The sequence below is a fragment of the Agromyces sp. CF514 genome, from assembly GCF_900113185.1.
Lineage (GTDB): Bacteria > Actinomycetota > Actinomycetes > Actinomycetales > Microbacteriaceae > Agromyces.
In genome coordinates, this window is sequence record NZ_FOZD01000001.1 from 2,103,892 (window position 1) to 2,125,424 (window position 21,533).

Annotated in this window: 15 protein-coding genes; 12 read left to right on the forward strand and 3 right to left on the reverse strand. The window is 70.6% G+C overall.

The window, feature by feature from the left end; genetic code table 11:
- The first annotated feature begins 164 nt into the window (after positions 1–164).
- The 11 genes from BM342_RS09345 (at position 165) to BM342_RS09395 (ending at position 17,191) form a co-directional block, all read left to right on the forward strand.
- On the forward strand, positions 165–5,546 hold the full coding sequence (locus BM342_RS09345) for an Ig-like domain-containing protein (RefSeq protein ID WP_092965093.1): 5,382 nt from the start codon (positions 165–167) through the stop codon (positions 5,544–5,546).
- Between the two features lie 46 nt (positions 5,547–5,592).
- Positions 5,593–6,561: an AAA family ATPase gene (locus BM342_RS09350; protein WP_092965094.1), complete on the forward strand. Its 969-nt coding sequence runs from the start codon at positions 5,593–5,595 to the stop codon at positions 6,559–6,561.
- On the forward strand, positions 6,558–7,856 hold the full coding sequence (locus BM342_RS09355) for a DUF58 domain-containing protein (RefSeq protein WP_092965095.1): 1,299 nt from the start codon (positions 6,558–6,560) through the stop codon (positions 7,854–7,856). Before BM342_RS09350 ends, BM342_RS09355 begins: the two co-directional genes overlap by 4 nt.
- A complete protein-coding gene (locus tag BM342_RS09360; RefSeq protein ID WP_092965096.1) occupies positions 7,853–10,144 on the forward strand; it encodes a transglutaminaseTgpA domain-containing protein in 2,292 nt (763 codons plus the stop codon). The genes BM342_RS09355 and BM342_RS09360 overlap by 4 nt, the downstream gene beginning before the upstream one ends.
- Before the next feature lie 9 nt (positions 10,145–10,153).
- Positions 10,154–10,738, forward strand: a complete 585-nt coding sequence (locus BM342_RS09365; RefSeq protein WP_092965097.1) for an FHA domain-containing protein — start codon at positions 10,154–10,156, stop codon at positions 10,736–10,738.
- Between the two features lie 122 nt (positions 10,739–10,860).
- Entirely contained in the window at positions 10,861–12,306 is a 1,446-nt protein-coding gene (leuC, locus tag BM342_RS09370) for a 3-isopropylmalate dehydratase large subunit (protein ID WP_092965099.1), read from the forward strand.
- On the forward strand, positions 12,306–12,926 hold the full coding sequence (gene leuD / locus BM342_RS09375) for a 3-isopropylmalate dehydratase small subunit (RefSeq protein ID WP_092965101.1): 621 nt from the start codon (positions 12,306–12,308) through the stop codon (positions 12,924–12,926). The genes leuC and leuD overlap by 1 nt, the downstream gene beginning before the upstream one ends.
- The gene (gene murA / locus BM342_RS09380; protein WP_092965103.1) at positions 12,923–14,293 is read left to right on the forward strand and encodes a UDP-N-acetylglucosamine 1-carboxyvinyltransferase; all 1,371 of its coding nucleotides are present in this window, start codon (positions 12,923–12,925) and stop codon (positions 14,291–14,293) included. The genes leuD and murA overlap by 4 nt, the downstream gene beginning before the upstream one ends.
- Before the next feature lie 40 nt (positions 14,294–14,333).
- The gene (locus BM342_RS09385) at positions 14,334–15,077 is read left to right on the forward strand and encodes a lysophospholipid acyltransferase family protein (protein ID WP_255368642.1); all 744 of its coding nucleotides are present in this window, start codon (positions 14,334–14,336) and stop codon (positions 15,075–15,077) included.
- The gene (locus tag BM342_RS09390; RefSeq protein WP_092965105.1) at positions 15,070–16,206 is read left to right on the forward strand and encodes an NAD(P)H-dependent glycerol-3-phosphate dehydrogenase; all 1,137 of its coding nucleotides are present in this window, start codon (positions 15,070–15,072) and stop codon (positions 16,204–16,206) included. The genes BM342_RS09385 and BM342_RS09390 overlap by 8 nt, the downstream gene beginning before the upstream one ends.
- The gene (locus tag BM342_RS09395; protein WP_092965107.1) at positions 16,106–17,191 is read left to right on the forward strand and encodes a D-alanine--D-alanine ligase family protein; all 1,086 of its coding nucleotides are present in this window, start codon (positions 16,106–16,108) and stop codon (positions 17,189–17,191) included. The genes BM342_RS09390 and BM342_RS09395 overlap by 101 nt, the downstream gene beginning before the upstream one ends.
- Before the next feature lie 69 nt (positions 17,192–17,260).
- Here the strand turns inward: BM342_RS09395 and BM342_RS09400 are convergent, their stop codons facing one another.
- Together BM342_RS09400 and BM342_RS09405 are read right to left on the reverse strand one after the other, a co-directional pair.
- The gene (locus BM342_RS09400) at positions 17,261–17,773 is read right to left on the reverse strand and encodes a DUF3515 domain-containing protein (RefSeq protein ID WP_092965109.1); all 513 of its coding nucleotides are present in this window, start codon (positions 17,771–17,773) and stop codon (positions 17,261–17,263) included.
- Between the two features lie 106 nt (positions 17,774–17,879).
- Entirely contained in the window at positions 17,880–19,613 is a 1,734-nt protein-coding gene (locus tag BM342_RS09405; protein ID WP_177232116.1) for a substrate-binding domain-containing protein, read from the reverse strand.
- A 300-nt stretch (positions 19,614–19,913) separates the two neighbouring features.
- Between BM342_RS09405 and thiL the strand changes: the two genes are divergently transcribed.
- Positions 19,914–20,912, forward strand: coding sequence for a thiamine-phosphate kinase (gene thiL, locus BM342_RS09410; RefSeq protein WP_092966751.1), 999 nt, complete (start codon positions 19,914–19,916; stop codon positions 20,910–20,912).
- Here the strand turns inward: thiL and BM342_RS09415 are convergent.
- Positions 20,882–21,481 (reverse strand): RsmD family RNA methyltransferase, encoded by a 600-nt coding sequence (locus tag BM342_RS09415; RefSeq protein ID WP_092965113.1) that lies wholly within the window; start codon positions 21,479–21,481, stop codon positions 20,882–20,884. The two genes, thiL and BM342_RS09415, sit on opposite strands and share 31 nt — an antisense overlap.
- Between the last annotated feature and the right edge of the window lie 52 nt (positions 21,482–21,533).

Sequence of the window (21,533 nt, forward strand, 5' to 3'; positions counted from 1 at the left end):
GTGCTCCACGGTGCGGAGGTCGATCTCCGTATCGCTTCCGCAACGAAGCACCATGGGAAGTGCTCCCCATTCGGGGGCGTCCGTCGCTCGTGTTAGCGTGGGCGCGGTCCGCCGCACGCGCGACCCCCGCCGCCCTGACCGACGGACGCAACGAGGAGTAGAGATTGGCCGGCTTCACCTCGTGGTTCCGTACGCGCAAGACCGTGGCGACGACCACCGCGATCGCCGTGCTCGTCGGCGCGCCGGTGACCCTGGCGGTCCTGCATCAAGGCTTCCCGGTGACCGATCCCGACCTCCGTGCGCGCGAGGTCTGGGTGACCAATGCCGAAGACCTGCTGGCCGGCCGCCTCAACCGCCAGATCGAAGAGCTCGACGCCGCGGTGTCGACCGCCTCGAACGACACCGACGTCTTCCAGAACGGCGATGACGCGTTCGTCTACGATCCGGCCGCCGGCTCGATCGAGCGCATCGACCCGTCGTTCACGACGCTCTCGCAGCGCATCGACGTGCCGCCCGCATCGAAGATCGCCTACGGCGGCGACGTGCTCGCGGTGCTCTCGCCCTCGGGAGAGCTCTGGAACGTGCAGGCCGGAGCCGAGCTCCAGTTCGACTGGCGCGGCACCGATCCGATCGCGAAGCTCGGCGACGGGGCCGAGGTCGCGGTGTCCGACGAGGGCACGATCTTCGCGACCTCGATCGAGAAGGGCACCCTGAAGCGGTTCGGACGCGGTTCGGTCGGCGACCCCCAGACGACGAAGATCGCCGATCTCGGCGAGCACCAGCTCTCCGCCGTCGGCGAGCGAGCGGTCGTCCTCGACGAGGAGCGCAACGCGGTCGTCGTCGACGGCCGGGTCACCGAGCTTCCCGACGAGGCCCTGCGCCTGCAGCAGTCGAGTGCCGAGAACGACGCAGTCTACGTCGCCACCGCGACCGGGCTCATCGAGATCGGGCTCGACGACGGCGAGACCCGCGAGCTCGACGCCGAGGCACCCGCCGGTTCGAGCGGAGCAGCGGATGTCGCGGCACCCGTCTGGCTCGACGGCTGCGTGCACGGTGCGTGGGCCGAGGCCGGCCGATACCTCGCCTCGTGCGACGGCGAGAAGCCGCGACTGCTCGACATCGAACAGCCCACCGCCGGAGCCAGGCTCGAGTTCCGCGTCAATCGCGACGTCATCGCGCTGAACAACCTCGCCAACGGCAACGCCTGGCTCGTCGACTCCGAGCTGCGGCTCGTCGACAACTGGGAAGAGGTGACGCCGCCAGAAGAGAGCGAGGAGCTCGAGGGCGACGAGAAGAGCGCCCAGCAGACCTTCGAGGACACCATCGCCGAGCGCACCGACCAGAACCGGCCGCCCGTCGCCCGCGAAGACGACTTCGGGGCGCGCCCAGGGCGCACCACGATCCTCGAGGTGCTCGAGAACGACACCGACCCCGACGGCGATGTGCTCACGGTGTCGTCGGTCACGGCGATCCCCGAGACGATGGGACGCATCGAGCAGATCGACGGCAGTCGCGCCCTCCAGTTCTCGCCCGCGGAGGGGGCCGCAGGAACGGTCTCCTTCCGCTACGGCGTCGACGACGGTCGCGGCGGCGTCGCCGAGGCATCCGTCAACGTGCGCATCGTGCCCGACAGCGAGAACACGGCGCCCGCCTCCTCGCGTTCGGGCGCGATCAGCGTCGAGCAGGGCCAGCAGGTGTCGTACAACGTGCTCGCCGACTGGCGGGACCCCGACGGCGACGACCTCTACCTGGTGAACGCCTCGCCGATCGGCGGCGACTCGGTGCGGTTCAGCCCCGACGGCAACCTCACGTTCCAGCACAAGTCCGCCGAGCTCGGTCAGAAGGAGGTGCAGTTCACGATCTCCGACGGGCAGACCGCCGCGACCGGAACCCTCACGGTCGACGTGAAGCCCTCCGGATCGCTCAACCCCATCGGCACGCCCGACTTCGCGCGCGTCTTCGTCGGCGAGAAGACGCTCGTCGAGCCGCTCGTGAACGACCTCTCGCCGTCAGGGGCACCGCTCGCGCTGCTCGGAGTCGAGGAGGCGCCCGGGGGCGTCGAGATCACGCCGAACCTCGAACGCGGATCGATCACCTTCGCCGCGGCCGAACCCGGAGACTACGTCTTCGTCTACAACCTCGGCGCGGGCGCGGCGGTCAGCGTCGGACTCATCCGCGTGCAGGTGGTCGAGCAGCCCGCCGAAGTGCTCGCCCCCATCGCGGTCAAGGACACCGCCTACCTCCGGCCCGGCGAGCCCTTGTCGATCCCGGTGCTGGCGAACGACGTCTCGCCGTCGGGCAGGGTGCTCGCCGTGCAGTCGGTCGACGACACCGCCACCGAGGGACTCGTCTCGGTCGAACTGCTCACCAACACGGTCGCCCGGGTCACGGCGTCGGCCGCGATCGATCGGCAGTTGCAGTTCGCCTACACCGTCTCCGACGGGGTGAGCTCGGCGACCTCCACGGTGACCGTGGTGCCCGTTCCGCCGCTCGTCAAGAACCAGCCGCCCGTCGCCGTCGACGATGCCGCGATCGTGCGTGCCGGCGACATCGTCACCGTGCCCGTCACGAAGAACGACTTCCACCCCGATGCGGCCGCGTTCCACGTGCTGCCCGAACTGCAGAGCGGCGACGACCTCAAGGGGCTCGCATTCGTCGACGACGACACCGTCCGCTACCAGGCTCCCGACGAGCCGGGCGTCTACAGCCTCTCCTACGCCATCACCGACGACACCGAGCAGACGGCGAAGGCCAAGGTGACCTTCACCGTGACGCCGAGGAGCAGCGACGGAAACCGGCCGCCGCTGCCGACACCGATCACGTCGCGCACGTTCGCCGGATCCGGCGTCAAGATCGACATCCCGCTCGACGGACTCGACCCCGACGGCGACTCCGTCACCCTCACGCGCATCACCACGGCGCCGTCCCTCGGGCAGGTCACCGACCTCACGAGCACGAGCATGCTGTACGCGGCGATGCCGGGATCCGCGGGCACCGACACGTTCACCTACGAGGTCCGCGACACGTACGGCGCGACGGCGACCGGCACGATCCGCATCGGTGTGATCCCGCGACCGATCGTGCAGCTTCCGCCCACCGCGGTCGACGACGCGATCGAGATGAAGCCCGGCCGCACGGCTTCGGTCGAGGTGCTGCTCAACGACTCCGACCCGAGCGGCTACAGCCTGCACGTGGCGAGCCTCCCCGACGTCGGCGAGGGCCTGAAGGCCGAGATCCGCGATCTTCGGCGCGTGGTGGTCGAGGCGCCCGAGCAGGAGGGCGCGTACACGATCCGCTACGAGATCTCGAACGGGCACGGCGGTGCCGACGCCGCGTTCCTCCAGATCGCGGTGACCGAAGACGCCGTCATCCTTCCTCCGACGGCCGAAGACCAGGTCATCGAGCCCGAGGAGGTGCTCGAGGGGGAGCCCGTCACCGTCGTCCCGCTCGCCGAGGCGACGAATCCGGGCGGCCTGGTCGAGGACCTGGTCGTGACCGTCGAAGGCCCCAACGCATCGAAGGCCGAGGTCGACGCCGACGGTCGCATCACGGTGAAGCCCGGGCGCGAGCGGTACGCCGTCGCGTATCGTCTGACCAACGATCTCGACGACCTCTCGGCCATGGCCTTCGTGATCGTGCCGCCCGTGCCGGGCGGCCAGGCCGCAGAGGAGACGCAGGCGCCTCAGGAGACCGAGAAGCCGAAGACCCCCGAAGAGCTCCAGGCCGAAGAGAAGGCGAAGTTCCCGGCGCCGTACCTGAAGGACCTCGATCCGATCGTGGTGCCGATGAACGGCGAGATCGCATGGAGCGTCGACGACCTGGTCGAGGTGCCGTCGGGCAATCCGGCGCTCATCCTCTCCGCGAACGCGAGCAGCACCGAGTCCGAGGTGCAGGTCGACGGCACGAACCTGCAGTACGTGCCGACGAAGGACTACCGCGGCCCGGCGACGCTCACGTTCGAGGTGACCGACGGCAAGGGCGCCGACGACCCGATCGGGCGCACAGCGATCCTCACGCTGCCGATCACCGTGGGCGACCCCGAGTTCAACGACACGCCGCCGACCTTCACGCCTCGATCCGAGACCATCGAGGCCGGCGAGAAGCCGTCGTCGATCGACCTGCGTCAGTCGAGCGACCAGCCGAACCCCGACAACATCGAGCGCATCACCTACACGAACCTGTCGGGCACCTCCGCCGACATCCAGGCCGAGATCGTCGACGGCGCGACGCTGCAGTTCTCGGCACCGCTCGGCGTGCAGCCCGGCACTGACGCCCGCATCACGTTCGACGTGAACTTCAACGAGTTCACTGTGCCCGGCTACGTCGACGTCAAGGTCGTCTCGTCCACCCGCGCCATGCCGAAGACCGTCGACGACGGCGACTTCGAGATGGATCGCACCGACTCCGAGACCTTCGACGTGCTCGCCAACGACTTCAACCCGTTCGCTCAAGACGGCGTGCCGCTTCGGGTGGTCGCGGCGGAGATCGACCAGGCGTCGGTCGGCGCGAACGCCTCGACCACCTTCACAGCGACCGGCGTGACGGTGAACACCGGTGCGGCGTTCACCGGTACCCTCAGCGTGATCTACACCGTCGAGGACGGCACGAAGGACCCCCTGCGCCGCACCACCGGACGCGTCACCGTGGTCGTGCGTGCTGCCCCGGATGCGCCGAACACGCCGACCGCATCGGCTTCCGACGCGAGGGCGTCCGTGCGCTGGGCCGCGCCTGCGACGAACAACTCGCCGATCACCGACTACGAGGTGAGCTGGTCGCAGGGCGGCGGCGGTACCCAGCCGTTCGGTGCGAGTGCGGCGGGAACCGCGCAGACGATCACCGGCCTGGCCAACGGCACCACGTACTCGTTCAAGGTGCGGGCGAAGAACGACAAGGGATGGGGCGCCTGGTCGAGCCTCAGCCCCTCGGTCATCCCGTACGGAACACCGTCGGCCCCGCGGAACGTCTCGGCCGGCGCCAGCGGCTACGCGCCGGCGACGGTCACGGTCAACTGGAACCCGCCGAGCGACACCGGCGGTGGAGCGGTCGAGTACACCGTGACGCTCGGCAGCGCCACGAAGACCGTGACCGGCACGTCGGCGAGCTTCGGCGGGGTCGGAGCCGGCAGCTATACGGCGAGGGTCACCGCGACCAACAACGGCAGCGGCAGCACCGGTCCTGCCGACTCGACCAGCGTGGGCGTCTCGAACGCGCCGCCACCGCAGCCGTCCGGCTCGATCGGCAAGGGCGGCAGCATGGCCTGCGGCAGCGGCGGCAACGGCTGCGCCGAGGTGCGCATCACCTTCGCGAACATGGATCCCGGCACCTATCGGATCTATGCGCGCGTGAACGGCGGAGCCGTCGGCTCCTACAAGGGCACCTACACGATCGGCTCGAGCGGCCAGCTCCAGCTCCAGAACCACCTCGGCATCCGTCAGGCGAGCGAGACCATCGACGTGCAGTTCGACGCGATCAGCGGTGGCACCAGCCGAACGCTCGGCGGCATCAGCGGCAGCCAGTGGAACGCCAAGGGCTACAACACGTGGTGACGACCATCGCCGCACAGACCAGACCTCACGCATACAAGGAGTACCCGTGGCAGTAACGCAGGAACAGGCGCAGTGGTTCCAGGACGCCTTCTCGAAGCTCGTCGACAACGTCGACCAGGCGATCCTCGGCAAGCGGCAGGTGATCGAGCTCGTCGTGACGGCGCTGCTCTCCGACGGACACGTGCTGCTCGAGGACTTCCCCGGCACGGGCAAGACGGTGCTCGCGAAGGCGCTGGCGAACACGCTCGACGGCACGCACTCGCGCATCCAGTTCACGCCCGACCTGCTGCCCTCCGACGTCACCGGCGTGACGATCTACGACCAGGGCAAGGGGCAGTTCGAGTTCCACCGCGGCCCGATCTTCGCGTCGATCGTGCTCGCCGACGAGATCAACCGAGCCAGCCCGAAGACCCAGTCGGCACTGCTCGAGGTCATGGAGGAGGGGCGCGTCACGGTCGACGGCGTCGGCTACGAGGTCGGCAGCCCGTTCATGGTCATCGCGACTCAGAATCCCGTCGAGCAGGCAGGCACGTACTCGCTGCCCGAGGCGCAGCTCGACCGGTTCCTCATCAAGACCTCGCTCGGCTACCCCGATCACGAGACGGCGGTGACGCTGCTGCTCGACTCCGCCAATCGCGCTCGCGCGGCCAAGGTCACGCCGATCATCGCTTCGAGCTCGGTGACGACCATGGCTCAGCTCGCCTCTGAGGTCTACGTCGACGCCTCGGTGCTCTCGTACCTCAACGAACTCGTCACGGGCACCCGCACGCACAAGGACTCGGCGCTCGGCGTCAGTATGCGAGGCGCGCTCGCGCTCGCCCGCGCGACGAAGACCTGGGCCATCGCGCACGGCCGCACCTACGTCACGCCCGACGACGTGCGTGAGCTCGCGACGCCCGTGCTCGCGCACCGCATCATCGTCGACCCCGAGGCCGAGTTCGCCGGCGCCACGGCCGAGGACATCGTCGCCTCGGTCGTCGTCGACGTCGCACCGCCCGCCTACCGCGCCGCATGAGCGCTGAGCCGCGTGCGCCCCGACCCCCGTCGCAGGCGCACTTCGCCGCACGGGCGGTCGGACGATCGCTCGCGGCATCCGCCCGTTCCGCGTCGGGTCTCGCGGCAGGAGCAGCGCGCCGGGTCGCCGACTGGAGCGCACCCGTCACCGACGTGATCTCCGTCACCGGCTGGCTCGTGCTGCTCGCCGCATTCGTCTCGTTCGCGGCCGCGTGGGCCCTCGGGTGGATCGAGCTCGCCTTCCTCGGCGCGACGCTGCTCGCCGCGGTGCTCGTGAGCGTCCCCTACACGCTCGGCCGCATGAGCTACCGTGTCGACATCGACCTGCAGCCGACGCGCGTGGTCGCGGGGGAGCGGGCGTTCGGTCGGCTCGCCGTGACGAACACCGGCGCCAAGGTCTCCGCGCCGTCGCGCGTGGAGCTGCCGGTCGGAGCAGGGCTCGCCGAGTTCGTCGTTCCGGCCCTTCAGGCCGACGACGAACACGAGGAGCTGTTCGCGGTCCCGACGAATCGGCGCGCGGTCATCGTGGCGGGTCCGGCCATCTCGGTACGGGGCGATCAGCTCGGCATCCTGCGCCGCATCGTGCGATGGGGCGAGCCGGTCGAGCTGTTCGTGCACCCCGTGACGGCGCGTCTGAAGCCCTCGGCCGCCGGTCTCGTGCGCGACCTCGAGGGCGAGGTCACGAAGACCATCACCGACAACGACATCTCGTTCCACGCCCTGCGGGCCTACCAGCCGGGCGACGCCCTGCGGAACGTGCACTGGCGCACGTCGGCCCGCACCGGCCAGCTCATGGTGCGCCAGTACGAGGAGACCCGGCGCTCCCAGCTCGCCCTCATGCAGTGCACCGAGCGCGCGCACTACGCATCCGACGACGAGTTCGAGCTCGGCGTCTCGGTGCTCGCCTCGCTCGGCGTCCAGGTGATCCGCGATGCGACGCGCGTCGACGTCATCACCGAGGAGCTCTCGCTGCGCACGGCGACCCCGACGGCGCTGCTCGACGACACGAGCCGCATCGCCGCGGCATCCGGTGCTTTCGACTCGGTGCGCACCTTCGTCCGCGAGCGCACCAAGCGACTCTCGGCGCCGAGCGTGGCGATCATCGTCGCCGGATCCGCCGTGCCGCTCGCGGAGTTCCGGGCTGCGGAGACCGTCTTCGGCGCAGATACGCAGACCATCGGATTCCGGGTCGAGCTCGGCACCGCGTCGCGCATCGCCAAGGTCGCCGGCACGACGGTGGTCACCGTCGGATCACTCGACGATCTCGCCAGGCTCGTGGGGAGGGTCCGCCCGTGAACCGCATCCCGCGCTCTGCGGTGACCGACCTCGTCGTGCTCTCGGTGCTCTCGGTCGTCGCGATCCTCGGTTACGAGACCAGCTTCGGCGACCTCGACTTCCTGCTCGCTGCGGCCGCCGGCATCGTCGTGGGCACTGCTGCCGCGGTGCTGGGGTCCCTCTTCCGGCTGGGCGTGCTCACCACGGCGGTGCTCGGGCTCGCCATGTACTTCGTGCTCGGCACGCCGTTCACGATGCCCGACTCCGCCATCTTCGGGGTCCTGCCGAGTCTGACCTCGCTCGCCGGCCTCGCGATCGGCGCCGTCTACGGCTGGGCCGACATCCTGACCATCGGCACCCCGGTCGAGGCGCCCTATTACGTCGCGGTCGTGCCCTACGTGGCCGGCTGGGCCGTCGCCCTCGTCGGGTCGATGCTCGTCCTGCGCTGGCTGCCGCGCCGTCGCACCGTGATGCGCAGCGCCGTCCTCCTGATCGGCCCGATCCTGCTGTTCGTGTCGGGCATCCTGCTCGGCACCGACGAGGCGTTCTACGCCGGGGTGCGAGGCGTCGCGTTCGCGGTGATCGCACTCGTCTGGCTCGCCTGGCGGCGCGGCTCCGACGTCGAGACCGACGAGGCCGGCGCCCGACGGCTCCGGGCGCAGAAGCTCCGCGGATCGATCGTCGTCGTCGCGGGAGCGGTGGTGATCGGCGCGGTCGCGGGCTTGGCCCTCGCCCCGGTGGCCCCCGAACGGTTCGTGCTGCGCGACCAGGTCGTTCCGCCGTTCGACCCCCTGGAGTTCTCGAGTCCGCTCGCCGGATTCCGCAACTACACGAAGGACCTCGCCGAGGAGCCCCTCTTCACCGTCACCGGGCTCGGGCCCGGCGACACGCTGAGGCTCGCGTCGATGAACTCCTACACCGGACGCCTCTGGAACGTCGCCGGACCCGGCGACTCCGACGACGACGGAGGCTATGCGATCACGGGCGAGACGCTGCCGCAGCCGCCGCTCGCCGATCTCGGGAGCCGCCGCTCGATCGAGGTCGAGACGCTCGCCTACGACGACGTGTGGCTCCCGACCGTGGGCTACGGCAGCGAACTGCGGCTCGAAGACGCAGGCAGCGCCGATCGCGCAGGCGACCTCCGCTACAACGCGGCCGCCGGCACGGCCGTGCTGACGAGCGGCCTCGCCGACGGTGCTCGCTACCGGCTCGACGCGAAGGTGCAGGACACGCCGAGCGACGAGGCCCTCGCCGACGTCCCGGTCGCGGCGATCGAGCTGCCCCCGATCGAGAACGTGCCCGATGTGGTCACCGCCAAGGGCGAGGAGTACGTGGGCGACGCGACGACCCCCATCGAACAACTCCGCAACATCGAACGCGGCCTCAAGACCAACGGATTCCTGAGCCACGGCCTCGCCTCCGATGCCGTCGCCTCCCGCGCGGGGCACGGCGCCGACCGCCTCATCGAGCTGTTCACGCGCTCGTCGATGGTCGGCGACGAGGAGCAGTACGCGGCGGCCATGGCACTCATGGTGCGCCAGCTCGGCTACCCGGCTCGGGTCGTGATGGGCTTCGCTCCCGAGATCGCCCAGGGCCAGGACTCGGTGGACGTGCTCGGCGGTGACGTCACGGCCTGGGTCGAGGTGCCGTTCGAGGGCGTCGGATGGATCTCGTTCGATCCCACGCCCGATGAGACCGACGCCCCGCAGGAGCAGACGCCGAAGCCCCAGTCCGAGCCGCAGCCGCAGGTCCGCCAACCGCCTCGCGCGGAGGCCGTCGAAGACGACCTGCTCTCGACGGTCGAGATCGACGACACCGACGACGAGGACAAGGACCGGCCGTTCCGGGTTCCGGGCTGGGTGTGGGCCGTGTCGGCCTCCATCGGCATCCCCCTCGCGATCGTGTTCGTCCCGATGCTCCTCGTGGGCCTCGCGAAGGACCGGCGACGGCGGCGTCGTCGAGGGCGTGCCAACGAGATCGCCGCGGCGGCCGCGTGGGACGAGCTCATCGACCGCTACGCGGAGCTCGGATTCGAGCCGCCGGAGCGATCGTCCCGACTCCAGACGGCCCGCGCGCTCGAGCACCAGGTCGCGGAGCAGGGCGTCGTGCCGACGAGCGATCCCGGAGCGCTGCGCCTGACCTCGCTCGCCGCGAGCGTCGACCGCGACGTGTTCGACGGGCAGCAGGTCGCCTCCGACACCGTCGTGAAGCGGTGGAGCGAGGCGGATGCCGCGGCCGCAGCGGTGTCCGCTGCCGTCGGACGCTCGCGCCGGCTGATCGCCCGCTACCGGCTGAACCGACGTCGGTAGACTGCCTGCGTGGTCGTACCGGAGTTCATCGTTCCGCCGCCGGGGTTGATCCCCGACGCGCCGCAGCCAACCACGCCCGATCCGGCCCTGCGCCCGGCACGGGCCGACGAACGCACCGACAGCACGGTTCGCGCGCTGCCAGGGCGGGCCCTGCCGACCTTCACGCCGGTGCCGAACGGCCCGCCCGCGGCATCCGTCGCCGTGCCCGAATCGCTCCGCCCGGCCCCTGCCGAGGCGCCCGCCGCGAATGCGCTGTTCGAACTCGTCTCCGCGGCCGGCGAGACCGTCGAGCTCGCCGGCCGCGTCATCGTCGGTCGCAACCCGAGCGCCGACGTCACCCGGCCGGATGCCCGCCCGATCGCCCTGGTCGACCCGACCCGCACGGTCTCCAAGACCCACGCGCTGGTCGAGGTGCGGCAGGGGCGCGTCGTGATCACCGACCTGCACTCGACGAACGGCGTGGCGGTGCAAGCCGCCGGTGGCGAACCGACGGTGCTCGACCCGGGCGCGCCCGCCGACGTCGAGCCCGGATCCACGCTGCGGCTGGGCGACCTCGCCCTGACCTTGCGCCGCACCACCGCCACCACGGTGTAGCCTGTGAAGATGCGCGCCCCACGACGTCTTCTCCTTCGGTGCCGCGGCGGGGCCTCGATCTAGGCCGTTCCCGTCGCGGAGTCCGTCGTCGGCCGTTCCCTGTCCCCGAGGAAGACGAACGCATGAACAACAGCAACGCAACCGCACGCCCGCGCACCCTGGCCGAGAAGGTCTGGGACGCCCACCTGGTGAAGAAGGGCGAGGACGGCACGCCCGACCTCATCTACATCGACCTCCACCTCGTGCACGAGGTCACGAGCCCGCAGGCCTTCGACGGACTGCGCATGGCCGGCCGCCCGGTGCGGCGTCCCGATCTCACGATCGCGACCGAGGACCACAACACCCCGACGCTCGCGATCGACAAGCCCATCGCCGATCTGACGAGCCGCACGCAGATCGAGACGCTGCGGCGCAACGCGGCGGAGTTCGGCATCCGCCTGCACTCGCTGGGCGACAAGGAGCAGGGCATCGTCCACGTCGTGGGCCCGCAGCTCGGCCTCACCCAGCCCGGCATCACGGTCGTCTGCGGCGACTCGCACACGTCGACGCACGGCGCGTTCGGAGCGATGGCGTTCGGCATCGGCACGAGCGAGGTCGAGCACGTCATGGCCACGCAGACGCTGCCCCTGAAGGCCTTCAAGACCATGGCGATCAACGTCGAGGGCACCTTGCGCCCCGGCGTCACGGCGAAGGACATCATCCTGGCCGTGATCGCGAAGATCGGCACCGGCGGCGGGCAGGGCTACGTGCTCGAGTACCGCGGCAGCGCGATCCGCGCACTGTCGATGGACGGTCGCATGACGATCTGCAACATGTCGATCGAGGCCGGCGCCCGTGCCGGCATGGTCGCGCCCGACCAGACCACGTTCGACTACCTCGAGGGCCGGGCGCACGCGCCCCAGGGCGAGGACTGGACCGCCGCCGTCGAGTACTGGAAGACCCTCGGCACCGACGAGGGCGCCGAGTTCGACGCCGAGGTCTTCATCGACGCTGACACGCTCGAGCCCTTCGTGACCTGGGGCACGAACCCCGGGCAGGGCGTCTCCCTCTCCGAGACCGTGCCCGATCCGTCCGCCATCGAGGACCAGCACGAGCGCGCCGCCGCCGAGCGCGCCCTCGAGTACATGGACCTCGAGGCCGGCACGCCGCTCAAGGACATCCGCGTCGACGCCGTATTCATGGGTTCGTGCACCAACAGTCGTATCGAAGACCTGCGCGCGTTCGCCTCGATCATCGAGGGCAAGCAGAAGGCCGAGGGCGTACGCGTCATGGTCGTGCCGGGTTCGGCCCGGGTCCGGCTCGAGGCCGAGGCCGAGGGCCTCGACAAGGTCTTCGAGGCGTTCGGCGCCGAGTGGCGCTTCGCGGGCTGCTCGATGTGCCTCGGCATGAACCCCGACCAGCTGGCTCCCGGCGAGCGCTGCGCATCCACCTCGAACCGCAACTTCGAGGGCCGGCAGGGCAAGGGCGGCCGCACGCACCTCGTCTCGCCGCTCGTCGCGGCGGCGACCGCGATCCGCGGCACGCTGTCGAGCCCGTGGGATCTGCAGACCGAAGGAGAGGCGCGCTGATGGAGAAGTTCACGACCGTCACGGGCATCGCAGCACCGCTGCGCCGTTCGAACGTCGACACCGACCAGATCATCCCGGCCGTGTTCCTGAAGCGCGTCACCAAGACCGGCTTCGACGACGCGCTCTTCTACAGCTGGCGCCAGGACCCCGAGTTCATCCTGAACCAGCAGGCGTACCTGGGTGCTCGCGTGCTCATCGCCGGACCCGACTTCGGCACCGGCTCGAGTCGCGAGCACGCCGTCTGGGCGCTGCGCGACTTCGGGTTCGACGTCGTCATCAGCTCGCGCTTCGGCGACATCTTCCGCGGCAACTCGGGCAAGCAGGGACTGCTCGCCGCGCAGGTCGCCTACGAGGACGTCGAGCGCCTGTGGGAGGTCGTCGAAGCCTCTCCGGGAATAGCGGTCACGGTCGATCTGGTTGAGCGTACGGTCAGCGTCGGAACGCTGACCGTGCCGTTCGACATCGACGACTACACTCGGTGGAGGCTTCTCGAAGGGCTCGATGACATCGGGCTGACCCTGCGTGACGAAGCGGCGATCGCCGAATTCGAGACGCATCGAGAGGCCTGGCGGCCGAAGACACTCCCCATCCGGGAGTCGGCGGAATCAGGAGTTCAGTGAACACACTCGGGCAGGATGCCAAGAACCACGCATCTGCGGTCGGACTCAACGTCGATCGCATCACCATCAACGGCGGCAAGCCGTTGGTCGGACGCATCGAGCTGAAGGGCGCGAAGAACCTCGTCACCAAGGCGATGGTCGCGGCGATCCTCGGCGATACGCCGAGCGTGCTGAAAGACGTTCCGAACATCAGCGATGTCCGCATCGTGCGGGGCCTCCTCGAGGTGCACGGCGTTCGCGTGACCGACGGCGTCGACGAGGGCGAGCTCATCCTCGACCCCACCGCCGTCGAGTCGGCGCACATGGCCGACATCGACGCGCACGCGGGTTCGAGCCGGATCCCGATCCTGTTCTGCGGTCCACTCCTGCACCGCCTCGGCGAGGCCTTCATCCCCGACCTCGGCGGCTGCCGCATCGGCGACCGCCCGATCGACTACCACCTCGAGGTGCTGCGCAACTTCGGCGCCATCGTCGAGAAGCTCCCGAGCGGCATCCGCATGTCGGCTCCTGCCGGCCTGCACGGCGCAAAGGTGGCGCTGCCCTACCCGAGCGTCGGCGCGACCGAGCAGGTGCTGCTCACGGCGGTGCTGGCCGAGGGCATCACCGAGCTCACGGGTGCGGCGATCGAGCCCGAGATCATGGATCTCATCAACATCCTGCAGAAGATGGGTGCGATCATCACGGTCGACACCGACCGCGTGATCCGCATCGAGGGCGTGTCGAAGCTCCAGGGCTACACGCACCGGGCGCTGTTCGACCGCAACGAGGCCGCGAGCTGGGCCGCGGCCGCGCTCGCGACCGACGGCGACATCTTCGTCGGCGGCGCTCGCCAGGCCGAGATGCTCACCTTCCTCAACGTCTTCCGCAAGGTCGGCGGCGACTTCTCGATCGAAGAGGACGGCATCCGCTTCTTCCACCCCGGCGGCGAACTCTCGCCCGTCATCATCGAGACCGACGTGCACCCCGGCTTCATGACCGACTGGCAGCAGCCGCTCGTGGTCGCGTTGACGAAGGCCAAGGGCGTCTCGATCGTGCACGAGACCGTCTACGAGCAGCGGTTCGGCTTCGTCGACGCGCTCGTCGAGATGGGCGCCACGATCGACGTGCATAAAGAGTGCCTCACGGGCAAGAAGTGCCGCTTCGGGCAGCACAACTTCAAGCACTCGGCCGTGATCTCCGGTCCGTCGAAGCTCACGGGCGCCGACGTCGAGGTCCCCGACCTGCGCGGCGGCTTCAGCCACCTCATCGCGGCGCTCTCGGCCGACGGCCGCTCGACGGTCTCGAACGTGGGCATCATCGCGCGCGGGTACGAGAACTTCATCACGAAGCTCGAGCTCCTCGGGGCGGACTTCGAACTCGACGCATAATGGGTGAGTGCAACACGACGACCCGTCTCCCGTTCATCCTGTGAAGGCGCGTTCGGAGACCCGCCGGCCCTCGTTCTTCTGGGTCCTCGCGGGCCTCATCCTCCCTGTGCTCAGCCTCATGGTGAAGTACCGCTTCCACCATCGTGAGCGGATGCCGCAGGCGGGCGCCTTCGTGCTCGCGCCCAACCACTACAGCGAGATCGACCCCGTGGTCATGGGCGCTGCGGCATGGCACCTCGGCCGCGCCCCCCGGTTCATGGCGAAGGCGTCGCTGTTCAAGAACCCCGTGGTCGGGTGGTTCCTGCGCACGTCGGGCCAGATCCCGGTCGAACGCTCGGGCAGCAAGAGCCACGCTGCCCTGCGTGCGGCCGAGGAGCTGGTCGAGAAGGGGCGCATGGTCGTCGTCTACCCCGAGGGCTCGCTGACGCGAGACCCCGAGCTGTGGCCGATGCGAGGCAAGACGGGCGCCGTGCGCATCGCGCTCGAACGCGACATCCCGATCGTGCCGGCGGCGCACTGGGGCACGCAGGAGCTCATGGGCCGATACGGCAAGAAGCTGAAGCCCTTCCCTCGCAAGACCATCGACGTGATCATCGGCGAACCGCTCGACCTCTCGGCATATCGCGACAAGCCGATCACCCAGTCGCTGCTGCTCGAGGCGACCAACGTGCTCATGGACGCCATCGCCGCCCTGCTGGCCGAGCTCCGCGAGCAGCCTGCACCGGCCGAGCGGTGGGACCCGGCCAAGCACGGGCAGAAGGAGACGGGGCGCCTCGATGGCTAGGGCGGCAGGCAAGCCCGTGCGCGGGGTCCGCGTCGCCGTGCTGGGTGCCGGCAGCTGGGGCACGACGTTCGCGAAGATCCTCGCCGACGGCGGCGCCGACGTCGTGATCTGGGCGCGTCGCCCAGAGCTGGCGAAGGAGATCCAGGAGGCCAAGCGCAACAGCGACTACCTCTCCGGCGTGAACCTCCCGCTCGGGCTCCGAGCGACGAGCCGCCTCGACGAGGCGCTCGCGGGCGCCGAGCACGTCTTCGTGTCGGTGCCGAGCCAGACGCTGCGCGAGAACCTCATCGCGGCCGAGCCCTTCCTGCCGGCGAACGCCACGATCGTCTCGCTCATGAAGGGCGTCGAGAAGTCGACGGGCCTGCGCATGAGCGAGGTCATCGCCGACGTGCTGCCCATCGATCCGTCGCGGATCGCCGTGATCTCGGGGCCGAACCTCGCGCTCGAGATCGCGAAGGAGCAGCCGACCGCGGCCGTCGTGTCCTCGTCGAGTCTCGAGACCGCGCAGGCCGTGGCATCCGTCGCCCGAAACCGGTACTTCCGATCGTTCGTGAACACCGACGTGATCGGCACGGAGTTCGGCGGCGTGCTGAAGAACCTCATCGCCGTCGCGATCGGCATCGTCGACGGGGTCGGCTACGGCGAGAACACGAAGGCCTCGATCATCACGCGCGGCCTGGTCGAGATGACCGACTTCGCCGTCGCGTACGGAGCGCACAACGAGACCCTCTCCGGCCTCGCAGGCCTCGGCGACCTCATCGCCACGAGCCAGTCGCCGCTCTCGCGCAACAACACGGCCGGGCGCCTGCTCGGCCAGGGCTATCACCTCGCCGACGTGGTGAACCAGATGAACCAGACGACCGAGGGCCTCGCGTCCGTCGGCCCCGTGCTCGAACTGGCGCGCGCCAAGGGCGTGGACATGCCGATCGTCGAGCAGGTGCGCCAGGTGCTCGCGGGCACCCTCGCGCCGCGCGACCTCGCCCCTCACCTCACGACCGATGACGAGCCGCAGGGCGAAAGGACGATGGATGGACAAGCTCAGGGTGGTTCTGCTCTTCGGAGGGCGTTCAAGCGAGCATTCGATCAGCTGCGCGACGGCGGGCGGAGTGCTGGGAGCGATCGACCGTGATCGCTTCGAGGTGATCCCGGTCGGGATCACCCGCGACGGCGCCTTCGTGCTCGAGAGCGACGATCCCGCGCGCTTCGCGCTCGATCCCGGGCGCCTGCCCGAGGTCGTCGACAACGGATCCCGTGTGCGCTGGCCCGAGAGCTCCGCCTCACGCGAGCTGCGGGTGACGGATGCCGCCGGCGAGCGTTCGCTCGGCGAGGTCGACGTCGTGTTCCCGATCCTGCACGGCCGCTTCGGTGAAGACGGCACGGTGCAGGGCCTGCTCGAGCTCGTCGGGCTCCCGTACGTCGGCAACGGCGTGCTTGCCTCGGCGCTCGGCATGGACAAGCACTTCACCAAGACCGCGCTCGAGGCTGCCGGCATCCCGGTCGCGCCCTGGGTGACGCTCACGCGCGCCGCGCTCGAAGCCGATGCCGAGCTCTGGACCCGCCGGGTCCACGCACTCGGCCTCCCGGCGTTCGTCAAGCCGGCACGCGCCGGTTCGTCGGTCGGCGTGACGAAGGTCTCCGACTGGTCGGAGCTCGACGCGGCGCTCGACGTGGCGTTCGCCGAGGACCGCACGGTGCTCGTCGAGCAGGCGGTACCCGGTCGCGAGATCGAGATCGCCGTGCTCGAGGGGCGCGAGGGCGTGCGCGTGAGCGTCGCCGGCGAGGTCGTCGTGACCGGCCGCGACTTCTACGACTTCGAGGCCAAGTACCTCGACGCACCCGGCGTCGACCTCGTGTGCCCGGCCGAGCTGGGCGACGGCGAGACGTTCGAGCTCGAGCGCATCGCCCGTCGGGCGTTCGAGGCGATCGGCGCCGAGGGCCTCGCACGCGTCGACGTGTTCCTCGGCGACGAGGGCTTCGTCGTGAACGAGATCAACACCATGCCCGGCTTCACGCCCATCTCGATGTTCCCGACCTGCTGGCTCAACACCGGGCTCAGCTACCCCGAGCTCATCGGGGAGCTCATCGACGTCGGACACGCCCGCGGCGCGCGCTGACGCGTCGTTCGGCTCGACCTTCGGCGTCGGGATGCTCCGGCATCCCGGCGCCGTTCGCGTTCGGGGGAGTCAGTCGGTCGGGACGGAGTCGTCGACCGACGTGCACGCGCCGTCGGACGGGATCACCGAGACGGCCTGCGCGAGATCGGTGATCACGGTCGTGCCCGAGACGACGTCGCTGTCGATGAAGACCTCGACCGCAGGGGTGCGGCCGTAGGTCGTGAACAGGTAGCGCGGGGCGTCGGACTCGTCGATGACCCAGTCGACGCCGTCGACGCTCACGCAGCGGTCGGTCGTCGGTCCGGGGGCTGCGACTCCGCAGCGGAGCAGGACCGAGGCCGGGTCGCCCCACGCGGAGGTGCCCTGCGCGTCGGTCTCGCGCTGCGGCTGCTCGGCCACCTCGTCGGGCAGCCGCACGACGAGGTCGGCGCATGCGGTGTCGATCGCCTCGGGTGCCGCCTGCATGGTCACGATCGGCGTGCAGCCCGTGAGCGTCGCCGCGGCCGCCGCGGCGACGAGGAGGGTGGCGCCGGCGACCCGGATACGACGGCGGTTCGACGGGTTCACGGCGTGCTGAGACATCCGCACCAGCGTACCTCGCGGGCTCGGGCGCTCCGGACCCGCGCCGTCGAGCACCCGGGTCGCGCCTGACCCGCTCCCGACGTGCGCGGGCGGCGGCGATCCGCGGTCAGCAGTTCGGACGGCAGGAGCGCTGCGACAGCGCGTCGGTCAGCACGGTCTTGAGGTCCTGCGGTTGCTGCGCGGAGTACGCGGCGCCGCCCGTCGCCTCGGCGATGAGGCGCATCGACTCGAGGTCGGTGTCGGGCCCGATGCCCACGAGCACGACCGGCACCTGCTTGCCGTCTTCGCCCAGGGCGGCGAGCTCGTCGAGCAACTGGTCGCGGCTGATGCCGTTCTCGTCCTCGTTGCGCCCGTCGGTGAGCAGCAGCACGGAGTTCACGGTCTCGGGGTCGTACGCCGCGCGCACCTGCTTCACGGCGGCCAGCGTCGTGTCGTAGAGGCCGGTCGCCCCGCCGAGTCGGGCCGGCAGCGAGGCGAGCACGTCGAGCACCTGCGTGCGATGGGACTCGTCGGCGAGCGGCTCGATGGGGGAGAGGTCCTCCCAGTCCTGGTCGCCGATGCGGGTGGTCGAGAACGCCCAGACGCCGACGTCGACGGCCTCGGAGAGCTGCGAGACCGTGCTGGAGGCGGCCTGTTGGAGTAGGTCGATGCGGCGGAGGCCGGTGACCGTCGGCTCCTCCATTGACCCGGAGACATCGATGACCGACAGGATCCGGGAGCGCAGGCTCACCACGCCCCAGGTTCGGAGGATCGAGACCTGGGCGGATGCCGCGGCGGACCCCACTTCGGTGGCGTCCGCGATGACGCCGTCCTGGTCGAGCTCTCCGCCGCCGGTGCCGTCGCGGAAGCCCTCGGCGGCGAAGCGGTCGGAGTCGTCCCACAGGGCGATCTTGAGGGCGTCGAGCTGTCGGGCGCGCTGTTCGAGCTCGGCGCGCGTGTCCTCGTCGCCCTCGGGCTCGCCGCCGGCGTCGAGGTTCTTCGCGAGCTCGGACTCGTCGAGCAGGCGGAGGAACGGGAACTGCAGCGCGAGCGTGCCGTCGGACGGGTAGAGCGCGAGCATGGGCGACGAGGCGTCGTCGTGGTTGTGCATCGCGACCTGCTGTTCGCTGGCGATCGCGACCGTGCCGGGAGGGCTGACGACGAGCGAGGCGAACGCGGCGTCGACCCTCGCGGGGGCGCCGTCGCTCAGGCGGATCATCGCATTCTGGAACTGCCGGGCCTGCCCGATCGGCACCGCGCGTTCCATGGCCTGCAGGCCGTTGAGGCTCGCCGACGACGCCTCGGGGTCGGCGAGCAGGGTCGGCAGGTCGCCCGAGAGCACGTCGGTCCAGCTGAGCGATCGGCCGGCGAACGCGTCGGCGCCGCTGACGGTCGCGGCGAACACGACCGGGCTCGAGGCGATCGAGCGCTCGAGCGCCAGGTTCGGCACGTCGCGGCCGAGCGACCGGGCGCTGGCGGCCATGCGCACGAGCCAGACCGGCGAGTCGGGGATCCAGGCGTCGATGTCGGATCCGTTGCCCGACGCGAGCAGTGCGGCGGTGTCTGCGCTGTCCTGGGCGACGACGTCGGTGCGCGAGCAGGCGTCTTCGCGTGCGTCGTATTCTGCGGCGATGGCCTTGACCGGCCGCGCGATGGCGGTGTCGGCGACCACGGTGAGCTCGACGGGTGCGTCGCACCGCGGCTCGGCAGAGAGCCACGTGTCGAAGGACCCGGCGGCCCACGCCGCGCCCGCGCCGCCCACGAGCGCCACGCCCGCGACCGCGGCGACCACCATCATGACCACCCGGCGGTGGCGGCGGCGCGACATCTCGCGTTCGGCTCGTTCGCTGCGTCGACTCACTTGGGCTCCATTGCTGCACGGTGAGCAACGTCGGTGCCACCGCGGTTCGGGTACGCGGCCTGGGGGAGGCCAGATCAGCGTACGGCAGGTGGAGGGGTTTTGTAAGCATCCGTTACTTGCTTGACACATGACCCCCGTTCAGGGCACGTGCGCAGGCGCGTGCGTGCGAGCCTGTTCTAGGCTTGCGGCGTGTCAGCTTCGTCCAGTGCAGCCAGCCCCGCTCGATCCGACGACGGGACCGACACCGTTCGCGGGGCTGCCGTCGGGCACGACGATCCGACGTCGGGCGAGCTCGGCGAGATCGCGGTGCTCGGTCGCATCCTGCCCCGCCTCGAGTCGGGCGAGCATGCACTGCTCGGTCCCGGCGACGACGCCGCGCTGGTCGCGGCATCCGATGGCCGGTTCGTCGTGACGACCGACCTGCTGGTGCACGGACCCGACTTCCGCCTCGCGTGGTCGACGCCGTTCGAGCTCGGCTGGAAGGCCGCCGCCACGAACCTGACCGATGTCGCGGCGATGGGTGCGAGGCCCACGGCGCTCGTCGTGGCGATCGCCGCCCCGCCGTCGACCCGGGTGTCGACGCTCGAGGGCATCGCCGACGGCCTGCGCGAGGGGCTCGCCGAACTCGCACCGGGTGCGGGCGTCGTCGGCGGCGACCTCTCGGCATCGTCGGTGCTCACGATCGCGGTCACGGCCTTCGGCGACCTCGAGGGCCGTGCGCCGGTGCTCCGATCGGGTGCGCGCGTCGGCGACGTCATCGCGCACGCCGGCCGCCGGGGTGCCGCGGCGCGCGGCCTCGCCCTGCTGTTCGCCGAGGCGACGGATGCCGCGGGCGAGCCCGATGCGGCTCTCGCCGCTGCCCTGCGCGAGCGCGAGCCCGACCTCGTGCTCGCCCAGCTCGCGCCACGCCCCCCGGTCTGGGCCGGGATCGTCGCGGCCGCGTCCGGGGCGACGTCGATGCTCGACGTCTCCGACGGCCTCGCGCGCGACGGGCGGCGCATCGCGGAGGCGAGCCGCGTGGGGTTCGACTTCGACTCGGCGGCCCTCGACGCGGGCGGCGAGGACGGCCGTGCTGAGGTGGCCCACGCCGACGCGGCGGTCGAGCGCGTGCGGCTGGCGCTCTCGGGCGGCGAGGACCACGGCATGCTCGCGACGTTCCCGGCCGACGGCGACATCCCGGCGCCGTTCGAGGTCATCGGGCACGTGGTCGAGGGCCCTGGGCGCATGCTGCTCGACGGCCGCGACATCCGGGCCGAGGGCTGGGACCCCTATTCGGGCTGGGACGGCCGCGTCGGCTGACCCGAGACGGCGGCGACGGCCCACCAGAGCGTGGTCTCACCGTAGTCCCGGCGCCGCTCGAGTTCGATGCCGTCGGGCCACGACGGTTCGGGCGACCGGGAGCTGCGCTCGACGACGATCGTCGCATCGGGCGCCAGCAGTGGGGCCAGCAGCTCCAGGTCGCGTGCGACGGCGCGCTCTTCGAGGTCGTACGGCGGGTCGATGAACGCCAGGTCGACTCCCGCCTGCGCCGTCTCGAGGTAACCGGCGACGGGCTTCACGACGACGCGGATGCGGGCGGCTCCCCGGCCGATCGCGCGGGTGACCGCGTCGGCGTTGCGCCGGCACACGTCGGCCGCGGGCTTGGCGCGCTCGACGAGCACGACCTCGGCGGCGCCCCTGCTCGCGGACTCCAACCCGAGCGCGCCGGAGCCTGCGTACAGGTCGAGCACGACCGAGCCGTCGATCGCGTCGCGCGCCTCGAGCGCCGAGAAGATGGCCTCGCGAACACGGTCGCTCGTGGGCCGCGTGCCGGAACGCGGCACGGCGAGGGAGAGGGATCCGGCTGCGCCGGCGATGATGCGCGTCATGCTGCTCGAAGCATATCGGTGGGGCAGGCGCCGTCGCCGGGATGACCCGGTC

Bases quoted from the DNA above. Each gene is read 5' to 3' on its own strand.
- BM342_RS09400 (WP_092965109.1), bottom strand. From the start codon at position 17,773: ATGTCTCAGCACGCCGTGAACCCGTCGAACCGCCGTCGTATCCGGGTC.
- BM342_RS09415 (WP_092965113.1), bottom strand. From the start codon at position 21,481: ATGACGCGCATCATCGCCGGCGCAGCCGGATCCCTCTCCCTCGCCGTG.
- BM342_RS09390 (WP_092965105.1), top strand. From the start codon at position 15,070: ATGGCTAGGGCGGCAGGCAAGCCCGTGCGCGGGGTCCGCGTCGCCGTG.
- BM342_RS09395 (WP_092965107.1), top strand. From the start codon at position 16,106: ATGGACAAGCTCAGGGTGGTTCTGCTCTTCGGAGGGCGTTCAAGCGAG.
- leuC (WP_092965099.1), top strand. From the start codon at position 10,861: ATGAACAACAGCAACGCAACCGCACGCCCGCGCACCCTGGCCGAGAAG.
- BM342_RS09355 (WP_092965095.1), top strand. From the start codon at position 6,558: ATGAGCGCTGAGCCGCGTGCGCCCCGACCCCCGTCGCAGGCGCACTTC.
- leuD (WP_092965101.1), top strand. From the start codon at position 12,306: ATGGAGAAGTTCACGACCGTCACGGGCATCGCAGCACCGCTGCGCCGT.